At 39.0% G+C, this 18,671-nt stretch carries 16 protein-coding genes; 10 read left to right on the top strand and 6 right to left on the bottom strand.

Annotated elements, in window-relative coordinates; translation table 11 throughout:
* Positions 1-90 precede the first annotated feature (90 nt).
* The 6 genes from CH377_RS01155 (at position 91) to CH377_RS01130 (ending at position 5,556) form a co-directional block, all read left to right on the top strand.
* Complete coding sequence (locus tag CH377_RS01155) at positions 91-1,047, top strand: aldo/keto reductase (RefSeq protein ID WP_100722010.1); 957 nt, start codon at positions 91-93, stop codon at positions 1,045-1,047.
* Between the two features lie 78 nt (positions 1,048-1,125).
* Positions 1,126-2,022, top strand: coding sequence for an alpha/beta fold hydrolase (locus CH377_RS01150; protein ID WP_100722776.1), 897 nt, complete (start codon positions 1,126-1,128; stop codon positions 2,020-2,022).
* An 85-nt stretch (positions 2,023-2,107) separates the two neighbouring features.
* Positions 2,108-2,929 (top strand): histone deacetylase, encoded by an 822-nt coding sequence (locus CH377_RS01145; RefSeq protein ID WP_100722009.1) that lies wholly within the window; start codon positions 2,108-2,110, stop codon positions 2,927-2,929.
* A gap of 117 nt (positions 2,930-3,046) precedes the next feature.
* Positions 3,047-3,403, top strand: a complete 357-nt coding sequence (locus tag CH377_RS01140; protein WP_086447958.1) for a PilZ domain-containing protein — start codon at positions 3,047-3,049, stop codon at positions 3,401-3,403.
* A gap of 100 nt (positions 3,404-3,503) precedes the next feature.
* Positions 3,504-4,283: a GNAT family N-acetyltransferase gene (locus tag CH377_RS01135; protein WP_100722008.1), complete on the top strand. Its 780-nt coding sequence runs from the start codon at positions 3,504-3,506 to the stop codon at positions 4,281-4,283.
* A 178-nt stretch (positions 4,284-4,461) separates the two neighbouring features.
* A complete protein-coding gene (locus tag CH377_RS01130; protein ID WP_100722007.1) occupies positions 4,462-5,556 on the top strand; it encodes a hypothetical protein in 1,095 nt (364 codons plus the stop codon).
* 8 nt (positions 5,557-5,564) lie between these two features.
* On the opposite strand, the gene CH377_RS01125 is transcribed toward CH377_RS01130, so the two are convergent.
* Together CH377_RS01125 and CH377_RS01120 are read right to left on the bottom strand one after the other, a co-directional pair.
* Entirely contained in the window at positions 5,565-7,307 is a 1,743-nt protein-coding gene (locus tag CH377_RS01125; RefSeq protein ID WP_100722006.1) for an acyl-CoA dehydrogenase family protein, read from the bottom strand.
* 12 nt (positions 7,308-7,319) lie between these two features.
* The gene (locus CH377_RS01120) at positions 7,320-9,344 is read right to left on the bottom strand and encodes an oxidoreductase (protein ID WP_100722005.1); all 2,025 of its coding nucleotides are present in this window, start codon (positions 9,342-9,344) and stop codon (positions 7,320-7,322) included.
* Between the two features lie 136 nt (positions 9,345-9,480).
* On the opposite strand from CH377_RS01120, the gene CH377_RS01115 reads away from it, so the two are divergent.
* Complete coding sequence (locus CH377_RS01115; protein WP_100722004.1) at positions 9,481-10,137, top strand: TetR/AcrR family transcriptional regulator; 657 nt, start codon at positions 9,481-9,483, stop codon at positions 10,135-10,137.
* Between the two features lie 38 nt (positions 10,138-10,175).
* Positions 10,176-11,210 (top strand): DsbA family protein, encoded by a 1,035-nt coding sequence (locus tag CH377_RS01110; protein WP_100722003.1) that lies wholly within the window; start codon positions 10,176-10,178, stop codon positions 11,208-11,210.
* Here the strand turns inward: CH377_RS01110 and CH377_RS01105 are convergent.
* From CH377_RS01105 to CH377_RS01095, 3 genes are all read right to left on the bottom strand, one after another.
* On the bottom strand, positions 11,207-12,682 hold the full coding sequence (locus CH377_RS01105; protein ID WP_100722002.1) for a flavin-containing monooxygenase: 1,476 nt from the start codon (positions 12,680-12,682) through the stop codon (positions 11,207-11,209). The genes CH377_RS01110 and CH377_RS01105 overlap by 4 nt on opposite strands.
* A 163-nt stretch (positions 12,683-12,845) precedes the next feature.
* On the bottom strand, positions 12,846-14,789 hold the full coding sequence (locus CH377_RS01100; protein WP_243401921.1) for a sensor histidine kinase: 1,944 nt from the start codon (positions 14,787-14,789) through the stop codon (positions 12,846-12,848).
* 40 nt (positions 14,790-14,829) lie between these two features.
* Positions 14,830-15,597, bottom strand: coding sequence for a response regulator transcription factor (locus CH377_RS01095; RefSeq protein WP_100722000.1), 768 nt, complete (start codon positions 15,595-15,597; stop codon positions 14,830-14,832).
* Positions 15,598-15,708: 111 nt separating this feature from the next.
* Between CH377_RS01095 and CH377_RS01090 the strand changes: the two genes are divergently transcribed.
* Positions 15,709-16,974, top strand: a complete 1,266-nt coding sequence (locus tag CH377_RS01090; protein WP_100721999.1) for a sugar transferase — start codon at positions 15,709-15,711, stop codon at positions 16,972-16,974.
* A gap of 12 nt (positions 16,975-16,986) precedes the next feature.
* Complete coding sequence (locus CH377_RS01085; protein ID WP_100721998.1) at positions 16,987-17,400, top strand: hypothetical protein; 414 nt, start codon at positions 16,987-16,989, stop codon at positions 17,398-17,400.
* Between the two features lie 117 nt (positions 17,401-17,517).
* On the opposite strand, the gene CH377_RS01080 is transcribed toward CH377_RS01085, so the two are convergent.
* Complete coding sequence (locus CH377_RS01080; RefSeq protein ID WP_100721997.1) at positions 17,518-18,543, bottom strand: LEA type 2 family protein; 1,026 nt, start codon at positions 18,541-18,543, stop codon at positions 17,518-17,520.
* Positions 18,544-18,671: the final 128 nt, after the last annotated feature.

The following is an 18,671-nucleotide window of genomic DNA, read 5'->3' as shown; positions in this document are numbered from 1 at the left end:
CGATTTAAGCTGTAAATGGATTTTAATACTAATTTTTGATTGAGTCTGCCCAGGATTTCCCTTTAAAATTCGGCTACTTAAGGGGATATCATGAAGCCTATCTATTCTAGGAAGAATTTCCTAAAGTTGTTAAGTGCTTCCGCTGCTACTTTGAGTCTTTCTCAAGCGGGGGTCTCTTCCTTATTCTCCCAAACGGCCGGAGCTTCTAAAATGTTAAAACGTAAGATCCCAAAAACTGGAGAAGAAATTCCTGCAATCGGTCTAGGTACTTGGCAGACTTTAGATGTGGACCCGGATCCTTCTTCTTTGGCTCCTTTAAAAGAAGTTTTGTCGGAGTTCCTACATACCGGCGGAGGTGTGATAGATTCTTCTCCCATGTATGGTCGTTCCGAGGAAATTTTCGGGATCTTGTCCAAGGATTTTTCCGACATGGAGAAAAAGAAATTTTTCTTAGCCACAAAGGTTTGGATCAGGGGAGAAGCCGCCGGAAAATCACAGATCGAGGCTTCTTTCAAAAAGATGAAAGCGGAGAAGATCGATCTATTCCAAATCCATAATTTACTAGATACTCAGACTCATCTCAAAACATTAAGAGGTCTGAAAGAAAAAGGGAAGATCCGTTATATCGGCCTGACACATTTTACTACGTCCGCATTCGCTGAAATGGAACGTATTTCCGAAAAAGAAAAACCTGATTTCTTGCAGATACCTTATTCTATCCAAACGCGTGAAGCGGAGAATAGAATTTTACCTTTTGCTCAGGAGCATGGGATCGCAGTCCTGATCAATCGTCCTTTCGAAGAAGGTGGGCTTTTTAGAAATACAAAAGGTAAAACATTGCCTGAATATTTTAAAGAATGGGATTGTAATTCTTTTGCGCAAGTCTTCTTAAAATATATTCTTTCTCATCCGGCAGTGACTTGTGCGATCCCTGCTACTTCTAAACTTTCTCATCTCAAAGATAATATGGGCGCTGGGCTGGGTAGATTTCCGGAAGGCAAAGAAAGAAAAGTTTTTCTGTCCAACCTTCTAGACGCAATGGACTGAAATTTCTTTCACATTATAGATTTTACACTTCCCATTCCGAAACCAGGAGGTACAATATTGCCTCTTCTGGAGGAATCTATGTCGGAGCCGCTTTGGAGAACCCACCCTTTGGCCTGGAAGGCATCGGGAGCTTTCTTTGAATGGAAAAAAAGAAAACTATTCTATCGGATAGGTGGAGAAGGAGAAGCGCTTCTTCTTTTACATGGATTTCCCACTTCTTCTTGGGATTGGAAGGATGTATGGGAAACCCTTACTCATCAATACAAAGTTCTGACCTTAGATTATCTGGGCTTCGGCTTTTCCGAAAAACCTAAAGACGGGCATTATTCTATTTTTCAATATGCGGACCAGGCCGAGTTCTTCCTACAAGAACAAGGGATTAAAAAAGTACATATTCTCGCTCATGATCTGGGCGATACGGTCGCACAAGAATTGGTCGCAAGATTTAGGGAAAAGTTATCAGGGCAGAGGATCGGTGGTCCCGACTTAGAGTCTGTATTCTTCCTAAATGGCGGGATCTTTCCGGAAACTCATCGACCAAGAGCAGTGCAGAAATTATTAAACGGTCCCTTGGGATTTTTATTCTCCCGTTTAGTAAACAAGACCTCTTTCCAAAAAAGTTTTTCAGAAGTATTCGGGCCGAATACAAAACCTGTTCAAGAGGAGTTGGATGGATTTTGGGAATGTGTGAACAACGGAGGAGGAAAATTGATCTATCACAAGTTGATAAGATATATGAGAGAAAGAAAAATTTTCAGAGATAGATGGGTGGGAGCCATACTAGATAGTCCGATCCCGTACGCGTTGGCGGATGGTCTGGAAGACCCGGTTAGCGGTAAACATGTAGTAGAACGACTCAGAGAGATGAGACCGGACGCGAAAGTATACGAGCTCCCAGGTATAGGACATTATCCTCAAACAGAAGCTGCAGACCAGGTTTTGAAAGCGTACTCAAACTTCAGATCTAAACTTTGATAATTCTCAGATAGTTTGGTGACCGGATTTATTTCCTTGAAAAAAGGAAATAAACCTGCCAGACTGTAAGAAAGCGAAAGATTAGATGGGTAAGGTTGCATACAATAATCCGCGTTTTTTCGATTTTGTATACGACGACTTTTTATGTGCGGCGGTGGACTCTCATGTCGCACAATCCGGAGTTCTATTCCACTCTTTGACCAAAGAAAGTGTTTGGGAACTTTTTGAGATCACCGGAGTTCTGGCAGAACTCAAAAAAAGAGGATATGATTCCTTCGAATTAGATCTTTCCGGTAGCGATGATACCTACCAAAAACTAATTCTCACACACCAAAACGAAATTTTAGTCCATCTACGTTTGAGCATCCAAGAGTATAGGATACGACTCAACGATTACTTCTTCAAAGAAAAATATTTGGTCGTGAATTGGCTCCAGACACGTCATCCGAAACAGGTCGGAAGGGATTCTGCTCGTTTATATCCAGGACAAGATGTTCCAGGCCTCGGGATTTTTACCGAGATGGCGGATCTGATCGGATTTTTGATCATCTCACTTAGATTGAATGGAGCAGTAATACGTCCTGAATATTTTCATGATGCCGTACTCTTCTCACGTAAATTCCATTTTTTAGAAGCTGACTCTAAGGCTCTTTATCAGGCGCTGAGAACAACATTTCCGAAACATTCTATCCGAGCCATCTCCACTCTTTTACAACATGGAAAGATCGTAGATGCAAAACGAGGAGTGATCGAATGGAAGCCTATAGAGATGATTTTCTTTTTGGAAAAATCTTTGAACTTCTTCGTATTCAATCGTAAGTTTGAGAAGAAGGTTTCTAAGATACTCTCTACTTACAAACTCTCTCTGATCGAAGGTGCAGAGGCAGAATTAGGACTAAATACTTAGCACTATTTTGAACGAGTGTTACGTGATTATTTTTCGTAAGAAAACCGTTTTCTTCTCCCGTCTTATCCATTTATAATATAGGTTTGGCCATTATTCTAGTATCCGGAGGGTCCTCGGATGGAGAAAAGAAAACAGGTAAGGGTAGTCCCTTTCCCTAAACAACCAGTTCAACTCCAATTGATGGGAAACGGTTTTTTAGATATTCTTGTCGCCCAGGACGTAAGTGAAGGAGGGATAGCGGTTCGTGTTCCTCATAAATTTGATGGATGCGATATTCACTCTAGCGTGGAAATTGTGGTTTCTCTTCCCGGATACAAACCATTTAAAGCATTAGGTAAAATCAAACACTTGAGCGCTTCCAAGGAAGCACAGGGGCTTTTCGGGCTCCAATTCACCCAAATCGACGTAAAAGGTAAGGGATTTCTACTCGATTATGTCAAAAAGCTGACCTCACTCCGCAGAATGGCAGGATAATCAGCCAGTCCAGTCACCGGAATTTCTTTCCAGCGTAATCCGACTGTAACCATTTAGGAGGATAGATAGAAGCATCCTAACAAGGAAAAGAAGGACGACAATGGGATCAGGAATAGTCCAAAAAAAGCAAAAATTAGAACGCAAGCTTGAAGTAAGGATCGCAGAGAACCAACTCGAGATCGAAAGAACTTTAGCTCTTCGTTATGATGTATTCAATCTAGAGTTGGGAGAAGGTTTACCTCAATCCGCAGCTACACGTAAAGACAGAGATGAATACGATTTATTTTGCGACCACCTTATCGTAGTAGATAAGAACAGAGATGATATGATCGTCGGAACTTATCGTATCTTGCGTAGAAGTGTCGCGAAGGCAAACCTAGGATTTTACTCGGACAACGAATTCGATATTACTAAAATTTACGAATTAGAAAGAGAACCTGCAGAGATCGGACGTAGCTGCGTTCATCCTGAATACAGAGACGGATCTGTAATTTCTCTTCTTTGGGGCGGACTCGCTCAATACATGAAGAAGAATAATATCGGATACCTTTTCGGTTGTGGTTCAGTTCATAGCACTGATGCTCTATCCGCAAACGAAGTTTACGCGTTTTTGAAAGATAAACAAGCTCTTGCTGGAGAAGCTTTCGATGTAAAACCGCTTCCTGGATTTGAAATGCCAGGTTTCGATCAGAATTATTCTCCTGAAGACATCAAAGAAGTTTCTAAAAGAATCCCTGCATTGATTAAGGGGTATATTAGAGCCGGATCAACAATTTGCGGAATTCCAGCATTGGACTCCGTTTTCAAGACTACCGACTTCTTTATCATCTTCGATATCAAAGACATCGAAGCAAGATACAGCAAACATTACCTAGAGTAGAACTAAGGGGGTTCCCCTTAAGTTTTTTCGTAAGGACGGGTCTCGTACGAGGCCCGTTTTTGTTTTTAAGCCCCTTTCGTGCGCCTAAATATGGGCCGATACACCTTGACCGTTTGGGCTTCTCTTTTTTTTCTATACTTAATTAATTCCAACAAGCGAAAACCCATTTGGGTGACTCATGAATCAAATCGATTTCCAACATCCCTCTTTTAAGGACCAGATCCGATTTTATGTACTGGTGTTTCTGTCCTTTTTGGTAATGAGCCTCGGTTATTATCTAGGGATCTCTTCCTACATTCTTGGCTGGCTCGCATTCTGTATCTCAGCCTTTTCTGTAGCTGGTAACGATGCTGTCCAAACTGTAGGGACATTTATAGAAAGTAAAAAGTCTGTACATTGGTTCCCTAAACTTGCTGCCTTGGGTGGACTTCTTGCTCTAGTATTCGGATACGCCTGGTGGTCCGCTAATGGAGAAGTCCATTTTCACAGATTGGATAATTTTACTCCTCCTGCAGAATATAATTTTCTACAATTGATTGCGCCTATCGTTCTAGTCATCATTACTCGGATGAAATCTCCGATCTCTACTACATTTTTGATCTTAGGTTTATTCGGCGGACAGAATATAGAGAAAATGCTGACCAAGTCCTTTTTGGGATATATGATCGCATTTATCACTGCGTTGGTAGTTTGGGGAATATTAGTAAAAGTTGATCCGAAAGAATATTATGACGATCATATGCCCGATCCAAGAACGGAGAGAAAATGGGCAATCTTACAGTGGTTCTCCACTTTATTTTTATGGGCGGCTTGGCTTGCTCAGGACGCCGCTAATATAGTTGTATATCTGCCTAGACAACTGAATTGGATGGAGCTTACTGGCGCGGTTTCTATCCTGATAGGAGCTCTTGGTATCATATTGTATACCAACGGTGGAACTATCCAAGAGATAGTTACAGAGAAGTCCGACATCCAATGGTCTAAGGCGGCTACAATCGTAGACCTAGTATATGCTAGTATTTTAATATTTTTTCAGAAGATCAGTAATATGCCCATGTCCACCACCTGGGTTTTCTTGGGCATGCTTGCAGGAAGAGAGATCGTGTTAAATTTCCTTACCTACAGGGACGCTCCTTATTTGGAGACATTCCGCAAAGTAGGTAAGGATGTACTTCTTGCGTCTATAGGAATTGCAGTAAGTATTTTTATCTTCTTACTCGCTTCTCAGTTTTATCCCGAAAAAACTTCCTTTATTCCTAAATTTCTAAAGTAATCTTTAGTTTATACTGCATTTTCTATTCTATAGATACATGCTTTTGAAATTGCCGTACTGTCGATTAGATATGCTCTACAATCTTTTGCCCAACGATTGAATTGGTCGTTTTGTTTCAGCTTAGCTACAGCTTTTTCATACAACATGCTACATAGATATCTCGAAGTAATGATCATTAGATTTTCTGCTACCCTTTCTTTAGCTTGATCGTCTTCGATTGATTTGAATTTAGCAATTGCCTCTTCGAATATTTGGGATTGTTCATTTAGATATTTAGAAGGTGATTCCACTTCTGCTTTGATCGATTCCAGATATTTTTTGAAATTTCCTTCTCCGCTCATTCCAGCTACAATCGCGCCAACTGCAATTCGAACATGGATCTGGCTTGTTCCCTCATAGATCGTATTGATCCTAGAGTCTCTATATATTCGAGCTACATCATAATCTTCAGTATAACCGGCTCCACCGTGGATTTGGATGGCAAGGCCCGCGCATTTATGTCCTTCTTCCGAACAATAGTATTTAGAGATCGGTGTAAGTACTGTAGCAAGGTTTCCCCATTTTTTTACCCTTTCGTCCTTTCGGATCTCTCTATCTTCTTTATTCGCTTTTTCCAAACGGATCTGATGGTTTTGATACATATCTACAACACGAGCAGTTTCGAATGTCAGAAGTCTAGACGCGTTCATTTCTCTTTTAATTTTATGAAGCATCTCTGCAACGGCTGGGATCTCTGCGATAGGTTTTCCGAACTGTTGTCTTTCTTCCGCGTACTTTTGGGATTCATAATATGCCCCGGCAGCACTTCCTGGACCGCAAGCTGCACTTCCTAGTCTCATGAAGTTTGTCATACCGGTAGTGTAACGAGTAAGACCTAATCCTTCTTGTCCTAAGAGTTCGCCATAACTGTTTTCATAAACGATCTCACAGGTAGGTGATGCGTGAATTCCCATTTTGGTTTCAATTCCCGCAACAGTTACATCTTCACTTTTTACTAGGAATACGGACAATCCGCGAGCTCCTCCATTTCCTGTTCGTGCAAGGGTTAATAAACTAGATGGATAAGGGCCGAGTCCACAACCTTGGGATATAAAACGTTTCGTTCCGTTTAGGCGATAATGTCCATCTTCCATTTTTGCTGCGGTGGTTCTGACATTATTTAGATCTGATCCGAAATCCGGCTCAGTAAGAGACATCGCAAAAAGAGTCTCGCCAGTTGCTGCTTTTGCAGCAAAATTCTCTATTTGTTCTTCTGTTCCGTATCTAGAAACGATTTGAGCTAGATTTAATAGGGCAACAGTCATACAAAAGGAAACATCCGCCCTTGCCATTACCATTCCGTAAAATGCACTGATAGTTCCTGGTAGTCCGAGTCCTCCGGCTTCTCTTGAAATGGAGAATGGCATGAGACCAGTATCTCGGAATTTTTCGTAGATTAATGTAGTTTCCTCCGGAAAGATCACTTTTCCATTTTCGTAGCGTAGATGTTTCTTATCCATCACGCTAGAAAGTTGAGAGACATCTTTTCCAAAAAATTCACCCAATGATTCGAGACTTGATCTGTATAATTCTACAGCTTCTTCGACGCTAGAAGGAGCCATTTCGTATCTTGGATTATTTGTTTTCTTATAAAGTTCGTGTTCGAAAAATTCTTCGCCTTCGGTTGACTTTACGATCGAAGCCCAATCGATTAAATGTTCGAAAATTAGTTTTAAATCTTCGTCGTCTGTAAAATAATTATTAGCTATCATATATTCCCTTATTTATACTTTCGCAGTAATATTCTCTTCTTTTCCAATACTGTAAGCAGCATTCAAACCTTCTAAGAACGCTCTCTCTGCATCAATTCCTTTAGAATTTTTTGCTCCCCCAATAATGAATATCTGCTTTTGAGGGTGTAAAGATTTGTAGGTTTCATAAAGAGAACTTTCTTTTTCCTGTCCAACACAAAGAACCAGTGAATCGCATGGATAAAGAACCTCTTCTCCATTTTTCAAGGTTATCTTTAAACCTTCTTTAGTGATTTCCTTATAGTTGAGTCCCTGGAAGAATTCTACACCGGATGCTTCTAGTTCTTGTTTGAGAGCCCAAAAAGTAGTAGGCCCCAAGCCGGCACCATGTTTTCCACTTCTTCTAAAAATCGCAACATCTCTTTCCGCTTTATGAGGCTGGATAACAGCATTCGTATACGAATCGATATTATATTTTTTTGAATAAGATTCTAGATTAGGATCGTTTTCTTCGGTAAGTTTATGGGCCACATCAACACCGATCCCGCCTCCTCCGATCACAGCCACTTTTTTCCCAGCTTTGAATTTTCCGGTCAGATAATCTGTATAATTTCCGGCAGGAAGATTATGAATACCAGGTAGTGTAAATTCTCTTGGTTTAACACCGGTAGCAAATATAATCGCATCTGGATCCAATTCTTCAAGTAAGTTTAGATCACAATTTGTATTTAAACGGATATCAACTCCAAGTGCCGGAAGTTCATTTTTAAAATAGCGGATCGTTTCTTTGAATTCGGATTTGCCTGGGATATTGGAAGCGAGTTGGAACTGTCCACCCAACTGGTCCGCCTTTTCTAATAATATAACTTCGTGGCCAAGAGAAGCACTTGCTCTTGCTGCCTCAAGCCCTCCTGGTCCAGATCCGATTACCACAACTTTCTGCGGTTTCACATCGGAATCTATTTTGTATTCTAATTCGTTAACTGCTTGTGGATTGACTAGACAGGAAACCGATTTATCTATAAAAGCGTGGTCCAAACAGGATTGGTTACATGCAATACAAGTATTGATCCGATTTGACATACCTGTTTGGATTTTTTTTACGATAAACGCATCTGCCAGAAATGGTCTCGCCATAGAAATTATATCAGCCTGATTCGTATCAAAAATCCTTTGTACTGTACTCGGATCGTTTACTCTGTTAGAAGCGATGATAGGAATACCTGGAGTTTTTTCTTTGATCCTTGCTGCAATGTTTGCCCAGGCTCCTCTTGGAACTAATTGGCTTATGGTTGGGATTCTTGATTCATGCCATCCGATCCCAATATTTAAAGCGGATACACCTTCTTGCTTTAGTGTTTGAGCTAGATCGCATACTTCTTTGAAAGTTGGATTTCCTGGAATAAGATCAATACCAGACATTCTGAAAATTATAGGGAAACCTTCCGGAAGATTTTTTACGACTGCTCTCAGAACTTCGACAGCCATGTTCATTCTTCTTTTAGAATCTCCTCCAAAATGATCGTCCCTATGATTTGTTACTGGAGAGAAGAACTGGTTAATAAGATAACCTTCACTTCCCATAATTTCTACTGCTCCAAATCCTGTTTCTTTTGCGAGCTTAGCTGCGATCCCGAAATCTTCTACCGTCTTCCAACATTCTTCTTCTGTGAGAGCCCTAGGAATATATCTATTGATTGGAGCGCGGAGCGCAGAAGGACCTACGCAGTTTCTATCAAACGCATAACGTCCTGCATGGAAAAGTTGAGCGCACATGGTCCCGTTTCCATTCAGAAGATCATTCATCTGCTTTAATTCGGATGCGTGCTCTTCATTTTGTATATTGAAGAAGTGTTTGGATCCTCTTCCTTCTTCGTTCACGCTGATTCCACCGGTGACTATAAGGCCGACGCCACCTTCAAAACGTTTTCCGTAGAATGCGGCCATTCTTTCCGCAGTTCCAGTTTTGCCCTCGAGTCCGAGGTGCATGGATCCCATTACAAACCTGTTTGGAAGTGTAAACTTTCCTATATTTATGGGTTCAAAGGCTTTTTCCATATACAATTCTCCGCTGAAATTCCGTATCGAGGCTATTATTTACCAATGGTAATATAAATGGTATGGGATTCAATAGATAAATTACCAATGGTAAATATATTCTTGCAAAGAATTGGAAATAATAAGAATCGTTAGTATGCCCGTAAATAAGAAACGCCGCCAGCAACAGGGTCCGGGAAGGCCGTTTAAAAATGACAAGATAACTGTCAGGGAAGATCTTATATCTGCTGGTACCGAATTATTGAAGACCACTCCTCTCGAAGAGATCTCTTTGAGAAAAGTTGCGTCTCTTGCTGGAGTGAGTCATGCGGCATCTTATCATCATTTCGAAAACAAAAACGCTTTGCTCGCCGCAATTTCTGAAAGGGGATTTCAGAAATATTTTTCCGAATACCAGAAGGAACTCGAAAGAACGGAAAACGATTTTTTAGGGCGTTTTCGCGCTCTCGGTTGGACCTATATCCAGTTTATTTTGAACAATCAACAATTTGCAAGGATCATGTTCGGCGGTATCGATATAAATTTACATCCTACGTTGTCCGCAGTTTCTAGAAGAACATATAGGCAGCTGCATGAGATTATACGCATGGGGCAAAGGCTTGGGGCGATCAAGCCAGGACAAACGCGTGAGAAAACTGTAGCCTCCTGGTCTATGATTCACGGAATCGCAATGCTCTTTTTGGAAGGTAGGATAAAACCTCAAAAGAACAAAGAGGAAATGAAAAAGTTTATTTTGTCCGTAATAGAGTGTGCTTATACCGGAATGACTCTGCCTATAGCTATGGCAGAATAACGAGTAAGATTGGGAGAATATTCTTTGTAGGTAAATTTATGAAACATATCGGAAAAACAATTTTAAGTATTAGCATTTTTTTATTTTTACATTCAGGAGAAATGAAGGCTGAAAAAACTTCCAAGGTTCCGGAATTCGGAACTTCTCAGCTTTATATACAGATAGACGGCAAAAAGATTACTTCGTCCGATGTGGAAAGCGAAATGGGTAATGAATATGAAAAAATAGTCACGGACGCAAATGATAAATTATTCAAACTTCTGGAAAAATTAGGAATTCGTAAAATGATTCAGATGGAAGCTACAGAAAAGAAAATTTCCGTCAAAGAATACACGGATCGCATCAATGATTCGATCCAAAACCCATCGGAAGCTGAATTATTGACCAAGTATCAGCAGCTAAAAGACGAGGGTAGCGAGGAACACTATGATGATCTTCGCAACTCACTTATCGTTTTTTTGATCTCAGAACGCCGAGAAAAAGCGATGAGGGAAGAGATCTCAAGATTAAAGAAAAAATATAATTATATCGCGAAACTTCATCATGTCCCGAAAGAAGTAGATCTAAAAGGAGAGCCTACTCAAGGGAATAAGGATGCCCCAATCACTATCGTAGAGTTTACAGATTTTGAATGTCCCTTTTGTCAAAGGTTCCAATCTGTAGGTAAGAGACTTAGAAAAAAATATGGAGATCGAATTAAGTGGGTGGTTAAGGATTTTCCTTTGCAGTTCCATCCAAAAGCGTTAGGAGCACATATTGCGGCAAATTGTGTTTTGAAGCAAAGCCAAGATAAATATTGGGATTATTTTGAATCTCTTTTTACTGAAAATAGAACAGAAGAAACCTTAAGCCCCGCCTGGTTAAAACAAAAGGCAAAGGACTTAAAGATAGACATGAAGGCTTTTAATGCCTGTTTGACCGATGAGTCTATTAAAAAAGAAATTGCGGAAGATGTTAACGAAGCCGTTCGTTTGGGAATGGAAGGTACACCTACTTTTTTAATCAACGGAAGAATGATTGCCGGATCATTGAATCAAGAAGCCTATGAGGAATTGATAGAATTCTTTCGTTAATTAGATAGAATTTCATATTCGGATAGATCAATCTTTCTAGTTTTATAAGAATATTCGTAAGTATGACCGGGCCAATTATTCGTGTTCTTTCCGGAAGCGTTGATATACCAATTCGTACATCCAGTATCCCAAACGAATTTATCGAATTTTTTATTTAAAGATGTATTGTAATTTTGCATACTTCGTGTTTTAGGGATCAATGCTTGGATCCCTTTTTTATTCATTTCATTCAAAGCAGATATGAGATAACGCACCTGGGATTCGATCATATATACGATAGAATTATGAGCCAGGTTCGTATTTGGTCCGTATAAAATATAAAAATTAGGGAAGCCGGCAACAGTTACACCTAGATAAGCCTCTGCACCATTTTTCCAAACCTCATTCAGATCTTGATTTTTGGTTCCTTTTACTTTCATCGGAGAAAGAAACTCCGTAGCCTTAAATCCAGTTCCAAAAACGATTGCATCAAATTTTTTGTGACCTTCTTTTGTTACGATCCCATCTGCATTTGCTTCTTGGATGGATTCAGAAAGAACTTTTGTATTCGGTTTTGCTAATGCTTCGTAATAATCATTGGAAAGAAGGATACGTTTACATCCTGCAGGATAATCAGGAGTAAGGATTTTGCGTAATTCCGGATCTTTTACGAACTTTTTCATATGAGAAAGACTCATCCATTTTACGATCTTGTTTGCATGATTATTTTTTTGGAATGCGATCATTCTGATCTCATTCCACATATAGATTTGAAGCCTATGTAATAGTCTATAGCCGGGGAGATATTTAAATAAGAACTTTTCGAAACTCCAATATCTACGATCCGGTTTAGGAACCACCCAAGGTGCAGTTCTTTGGAATACTGTCACTTCTGCTCCTTGGTTTACGATCTGTGGAATGAATTGGATTGCACTCGCGCCTGTTCCGATTGCAGCAACTTTCTTTCCTGAAAAACTATAAGAAGGATCCCAATTTGCAGAATGAAATATCCTACCTTTAAAACTTTCTAAACCCTTGATAGAAGGTAGAGCAGGGCGATTCAATTGTCCTACAGCAGAAATAAAAACATCATGTTCTAATGTTTCATTTTGAGAAGTTTTGATTTTCCAAATTCTGGAAGAATCATCCCAATCCGCAGATTTGATCTCGATCCCAAAACGAATATGAGGAAGTATCCCGTATTTTTTTGCACAATGTTCTAAATAAGAAAGTATCTCTGGCTGAGCAGAATATTTTCTAGGCCAGTTTGAATTTGGTTCAAAAGAAAAAGAATAAAGATGAGAAGGAACATCGCATGCTGCTCCGGGATAAGTATTTTCCCTCCAAGTGCCTCCTACTGAATTTGATTTTTCGTAAATTACGAAATTATGGAATCCGTTTTTCTTAAGTTGTATTGCAGCACATAAACCTCCAAAACCTGTACCAACAATTGCGATAGAGATCGATTTTTCTTTTTTATTTTGTGACTGCATGTTTTCCAGGCTCCGGATAGATTATATGAACAAATGTTCACAATGTTTTATTTTTTAAGTTTCGGCTTAAGCGCATCATTGAAATGAAAATCATTATAGCAAGTCGATTTTTGGAATTAGATTTTCTATCGAACCTTGTTAAATATCAATTCAGGTTTTTTATTTAGGGGGAAGGTAGAAAGATCCGGATCATCGCTTCTTTTGAACTAGGAAATTCTAATGTCAAAGAACCGCGGAAAATTCTCAATAATGCACTATGTATTTTTAATCCTTGGCCAGAAGAACGCATCGACATAGGATCTTTTCCTATTTCGTTTCTAATTTGGATAACAAGGCCATTCTCATATTGAATGGAGATCAAAATTTGTGATTTTAATTCTCCGGAATATTTCACCGCATTGCGTAAGGATTCTCTGAATACATAATACAAAACTTCCTGCACTTCTGGAGGATAATTTTCGGCTTGAGAATTGACTTCTGGATCTATTTCCCAAATTAAATTGGAGTCTTTTGCGTCTGAGTTTTGTAGTTTTTGAAACATCGGAACTAGGCCCAGCCTGGAAATTTCCAAACCTGTATCTGACATCTCTCTTAATAAAGAAGAGATCCTTTTATGAAGTTCCGTAAGTGAATTTGCATATTGATAATTGAGGTTTCCGGATTTATCATTTGAGATCTCTAAAATAATAGAATGGATTTCTGGAAGTATCTCATCGTGAAGGATTTGCCTGGTTTTTTGGTCGGAAAGTCTTTGTTCCTGAATTTTCTTTCTTTGTAATTCTTCTAGAATATTCCCCGTTTCTTCTAAAAATAAGGAATGAACTAACCAGGTTCCTGTGATCCTTGCGATCTCGATTTCTTCTTCTGCAAATAATCCTCCGTTTTCTTTTTGCCCTAAGATCAGGTATGCGTCACCAGAAAGGACATTTTCGATTTTTACTCGGATCACAAATCCGGAGAATTGATCTTTATCTAAATATTGAATATTTGGATTTTCCGGATTGGGATGTACTTTAGAAAAATCAAATGTTTCGGAAGGACTGCTTTCTGGATAATAGATATTCGTGTCGGAAATATAGGGGATTTTGCCTTGGAATATGAGGGCAGCTTTTTGGGTTTCCAGTACGTCGTGGCATAAATATCCGAAAGAAAGTTTGACGGAACCGGAAGATAAGATCTTTTTTAATACTTCGTTTTGGTTGGAGCTGATCAGTTTGTTTTTTCGAACCGTAAAAAATCGGGATATAAAAAAGGAATAAGAGAATACGATAAAAATTTCCGCTTTAGGGTATCCAGTTTTTGCAAAAAGAAAATATAGAACGGAAAGTGTAAAAGCTGTATAGACAGAATTTTTCCATTCTTGTTTTAAACTGATCTTAGGTAAAATCCTTCCTGTAAGTATTTCATAAGATGTTAAAGCCCAACCTAAAACTAAAATAGAAATACAAATCAGTAATTGTATACATAGAACAAAACCATAAAAGTATTTGGGTTCCTTTTCCGCTTTTATGATAAAATTTTCTATAATTCCTAATTCATCTCCAACGAAAAGAACGGAAACCAGTAAGACTACTCCAAACAGTGAAAATCCGATTCCTTTTAAAAAAGGAACTGCCTTTTGTCTTCCTAACTCGGATAGGCTATTGTCCGAAATTTTGAATAAGAATAAACAAAGTAAAGAAAGGGAAATGCATGTGAAAATATAGATTAAGTAAGCTGATTTGAAGGAGAATGGAACCAATTTCCAATATTCGAATAAACTGATATTCCATGTTCTCGCAGGATTATAGGCAAGTAGAATCGATACAGCGACTAATTGGCAAAAGGATAACATATAAAATAAAAAAAGAAAGATCCCTTTCTTTTTTAAAAAACCGAAAAACCAAACGATAACGACAAACCATCCGAACGGAATGAGTATTAATAAGATCAACCCAGGAAAAAAATATAAGATTGGATAGGAGGATACTACTAAAAACCCGTTTTGGCCTAGGATTGCAAAAAAAGAGAATAATAGAGAGGATACGATTAGGGTAAAAATACTGAAATATGCAGCAGCATTTTTCTTTTCTAAATTTGTTCCGGTTGTTGATCCTAACCAAAACAAATTTGTGGAAAGAAAGATGAAAACGGAGCAAATTATTATTTCAAGATCTATAGTCAATATTAGGCGTCCATAGGATCCTTTCTCCAGAGGAATTCCTATAAAAAATTTTTTCGTCTTCTTCCCATTCTAAAAAACGATTGGATAAAACGATGAGTGCCGCTCTTGTTCGAGCAACTTTTTCGTCGGAGTTTGTTTCGTTTAATCCCCAGGCAGAATAGATCTGTCCGTTTATCCTGCTGATCGTTCTTTTGTCTTTGAATCCGAAATGTTGTGCAATCTGTTCATTGCTAAATCCTTTGGCTAACATTTCTGCTACGGATTTTTCGTTAGGTTCTAAAACTGAAAGTGGAGAGTTTTCGTCCTTCTCCCTGACTTCAGTGACTCTGGATTCGATTTCAGGGTCTATAAAACTTTTTCCGTCATAAGCCAATCGAATGAGAGGGACCACCATTTGTGGAAGAAGATAATTCGATTTTCGAACGTAAGCATAATGACTTAAGATCCCTGAACTTCTGAAAGTCCTGAAGTATTCGTCGCTATCTTGTATAGAATAGATGACTACAGGTTTACGTGGGAATTCTTTGCGGATAGAGATAATGGTTTCGATCCCGTTTAATTTACCTGCGAGTCGTACATCCAAAAGAAGAACGTCTGTGTCTCCTTCCAAGCAGTAACGGATTGCATCTTCTCCCGAGTCGCAATCGAAAACTGATTTGATTTTTCCGGATTCTTCTAAGCCGGAGACCATCGCTTTTCTGAGTTTCAGATTATCTTCGGCAATCAGTATCTTGAGTGGCTCGACTTTCATGTGTTCTCGGAATTTTAGGATACTAAGAACTATCAGGTCAAGCACTTGAGTGCTTATATATCCGCACTCGGAAGGTGGGTTTGTTTTTGAAAATTCGATATTCTTTGGTCCATGAAACGAATTTTAGAATTTTCTTTGGCTTTGATCGCGCTCGCTGTATTTTCCCCGGTTTTACTCGGGATTTTTTTACTAATCTCTGTTTTGGATCCGGGACCGATCTTTTTCTTACAAGAAAGGATAGGTTTAGGAAAGAAGGTCTTTCGGATCTGGAAATTCAGAACCTTGAAGGATGGAATTCCTACAAAGATTGGTTCTTTTTTGAGAAGTACCGGTTTAGACGAACTTCCTCAGATTTGGAATATTATAAAAGGCGATATGAGTATCGTTGGTCCGAGGCCTCTGACCGAGCAAGACATTCGTAGATTAGGTTGGGGAGTAGAAAGTTTAGATCGAAGATGGTCGATTCGTCCTGGGATCACAGGACTATCTCAATTATATTCAGGAAGAGGATCCAAATACTCACTTTGTTTCGATCTTTCTTATCTTAAAAGAAGAAGTTTTAGTTTAGATCAGCAAATAGTGATTTTAACCTTGGTAATGAATCTTTTCGGTAAGAAAAGAATTAGAAATTTATTATGGACCCGTCTTCAAAAACGGGATCGAGGTTATTTTTGGGGAAATTGGGCCAAACATTTTAGAAAGAATGCGGATCGTCCTTATCCTATTGTCCAAGAGCAGGTTATAGGATTTATTCCCCAAAAACGTCTCCCAGTTGCTAAGTCTCTTGCGATCTTTCAGTTAGGAGAAGCTGGAGAAGGTAGGATCGCAAGAGATATAGACCACATAAATATCTACGGAGTAGATCCAAATTACAGAGAAGCCTTGAAACTTTTTGTAAAAGAAGAAGGCAGACATGCGCGCATTTTAGGGGACTGTGTTCGTGCATTAAGAGGAGAACTGATCCAATCAAACTGGACCGAAAAACTTTTTCATTTTGGCAGAAGGCTTTTAGGAACCAGGCTTAAGCTGATGGTCTTATTGGTCGCAGAAGTGATCGGGATTTGTTTTTACAAAAAGATCGCGGAGAAAATTCCATTCGGTTCCGTAAAGAACGCACTTCTTCATATCGCGGAAGATGAAGAAAAACATCTGATCTTTCATTGTACATTTTTTAAGATACGGCTTAAAAATCCGATCACTCGATTTCTTTTTAAGACCATGTGGAGATTTCTTTCTTTTGCCGCTTGCGTTTCCGTTTTGATGGACCATCGCAAAACATTCAAGGCGTTAGAAATTCCAATCAAAGACTGTTACCTGCAGTTTAAGAATATTTCCCGAAATACGGAGAGAGAAATCCTCCAGACATTTTTCGTTTGAGGATATTCTTCTATGAATATAGTTTTAGTATTTAGAAGAAAAATTCTAGGTTATGGATTCGCATGTGAAGAAGGAGAATTGAGTTATGAATCAAATCGTATCCGAGATCGTTTGGACCGATATTTGTTAGAAAATCATATTCCGAAAAGATGTATCGCTGAAAAATTTGAAAACTTCGGCAAAGTTTTCAAAGGATTTATTGGCTTTTTTGAGGAGGATATTCCTGGCTTTTCAAAAAATTTGGAAGAAGTTGAGATTGAAACCGGGAAATATTTGAAGTTCGGAAACTTGTCTAGCGAAGATGATTTAGGTGCGAGATTTTGTATTAATAAAAAAGTTCAAACTTACTTGGAAGAAAATAATATCAGAACTGATTGGATGAGATTTTCTTCCGGTAAGAATTCGTATCTTAGGATTATTAATTAGATAATTATAATATATTTTGGATTAGTAAAGCGCAACGGATCGTAGCGGAAATCCCGCGGAGCGGATTGGAGCGTAGAGCCGGGTGCTCGCCGTAACGGCGAGCATGCGCCCTTATTATTAATTCCAGCTAAAAGAGCCGGATTTGTCGAATTTGAATGGAACTGGACCTGTTCCGATTTCCGGAGCTTCGGTTGTTGCTTTTCCGTTTAATCGGAATGCCGCGGACCTTTTGGAGATTGCGTTTGCGATCCCTTGTGTGACTGTCCCGAGAGGGAAGGAGGTGCGGACGCTTAGGATGGATTCTTGTCCTTGGTTTTCGATCCTTACAGGTTGGCCAGTTAGGAATTTTTCTTTTTCCAATGTGAGTTCAAATTCAAATTCAGAAAATTGTAATCTAGATGTAGCTCTGTTTTTTAATACAATTTGGAATTCTGTATCTACTTTTAAGTCGAGTGAAGATAACCCTGCGGCGACCGCTGAACCTGGAGATTTTTTTTGAGGGCTGAGTAATGTATCTAAGAATGATGTGGCTTTTTTTGCCAGATCGTCCGTGCCTGCGGAACTTAAGATGGTGGAAGGATCCGGTTTGATAATTTTGAAATTTCGGATCTCTATATCCGGAAGAACTGCTGGGATTTTTCTTTCTTCTTCGAATGGGAAGTCGAGTGAGTCAGCACCTGCGATGGATCTATATTTCTCAGGGATCGGAAGTGAAACGACTCCTTGTACTTTTACTACTAAGTCTATTTTTCCAGGAACTTTTTTATAAAGTGCTGCGAGATCATTATAAGCGAATGTTAAATCCACTGGGACCGGTTTGTTGGAATTCCCGCCTACACTAGGGATTTTGGTTTTTGCCTTTGTGAATTGTTGTCCTTCGATCAAGATATTGATTTCCAGGTTGGTCGCAGGTAAAGCGATCGGATATGGATTTTTTACTTTCGAATCCACTCTAAGTTTGATCTCGGATAGATTGATCTCAGCAATGGAAACTTTTTCTAAGATGAAGGAAGGTTTATCCAGTTCCTCGATCTTTTCTTTTACTTTTTTTAAATCAACTTTTTGTAATTGAGCACAACCGAATAGAAGATTTGTTACTAGAGTAATTCCAATATAGACATGTAAGGAAGTTTTTTGGATCATAAACTCCTCCCTGAAAGTGAAGTCTTTATTTAGGATTTATCGTTTATTGGGAACTAAGTTTTAGAGGTTTGGAAATAAAAAATGGAGTTTTGAGACCGGGAATTGTTCATAACAAGCGTATTTTGATC

Origin of the sequence: Leptospira haakeii, assembly GCF_002812045.1 — a bacterium.
In the GTDB taxonomy this organism is placed as follows: domain Bacteria; phylum Spirochaetota; class Leptospiria; order Leptospirales; family Leptospiraceae; genus Leptospira_B; species Leptospira_B haakeii.
Note: the sequence above shows the minus strand (reverse complement) of the source record. Positions and strands in the feature narration are given on the sequence as shown.

Excerpts from the sequence above, each read along its gene's own strand:
- CH377_RS01155 (WP_100722010.1), top strand. The coding sequence starts at position 91 with ATGAAGCCTATCTATTCTAGGAAGAATTTCCTAAAGTTGTTAAGTGCT.
- CH377_RS01150 (WP_100722776.1), top strand. The coding sequence starts at position 1,126 with ATGTCGGAGCCGCTTTGGAGAACCCACCCTTTGGCCTGGAAGGCATCG.
- CH377_RS01145 (WP_100722009.1), top strand. The coding sequence starts at position 2,108 with ATGGGTAAGGTTGCATACAATAATCCGCGTTTTTTCGATTTTGTATAC.
- CH377_RS01140 (WP_086447958.1), top strand. The coding sequence starts at position 3,047 with ATGGAGAAAAGAAAACAGGTAAGGGTAGTCCCTTTCCCTAAACAACCA.
- CH377_RS01135 (WP_100722008.1), top strand. The coding sequence starts at position 3,504 with ATGGGATCAGGAATAGTCCAAAAAAAGCAAAAATTAGAACGCAAGCTT.
- CH377_RS01130 (WP_100722007.1), top strand. The coding sequence starts at position 4,462 with ATGAATCAAATCGATTTCCAACATCCCTCTTTTAAGGACCAGATCCGA.
- CH377_RS01125 (WP_100722006.1), bottom strand. The coding sequence starts at position 7,307 with ATGATAGCTAATAATTATTTTACAGACGACGAAGATTTAAAACTAATT.
- CH377_RS01120 (WP_100722005.1), bottom strand. The coding sequence starts at position 9,344 with ATGGAAAAAGCCTTTGAACCCATAAATATAGGAAAGTTTACACTTCCA.
- CH377_RS01115 (WP_100722004.1), top strand. The coding sequence starts at position 9,481 with ATGCCCGTAAATAAGAAACGCCGCCAGCAACAGGGTCCGGGAAGGCCG.
- CH377_RS01110 (WP_100722003.1), top strand. The coding sequence starts at position 10,176 with ATGAAACATATCGGAAAAACAATTTTAAGTATTAGCATTTTTTTATTT.
- CH377_RS01105 (WP_100722002.1), bottom strand. The coding sequence starts at position 12,682 with ATGCAGTCACAAAATAAAAAAGAAAAATCGATCTCTATCGCAATTGTT.
- CH377_RS01095 (WP_100722000.1), bottom strand. The coding sequence starts at position 15,597 with ATGAAAGTCGAGCCACTCAAGATACTGATTGCCGAAGATAATCTGAAA.
- CH377_RS01090 (WP_100721999.1), top strand. The coding sequence starts at position 15,709 with ATGAAACGAATTTTAGAATTTTCTTTGGCTTTGATCGCGCTCGCTGTA.
- CH377_RS01085 (WP_100721998.1), top strand. The coding sequence starts at position 16,987 with ATGAATATAGTTTTAGTATTTAGAAGAAAAATTCTAGGTTATGGATTC.
- CH377_RS01080 (WP_100721997.1), bottom strand. The coding sequence starts at position 18,543 with ATGATCCAAAAAACTTCCTTACATGTCTATATTGGAATTACTCTAGTA.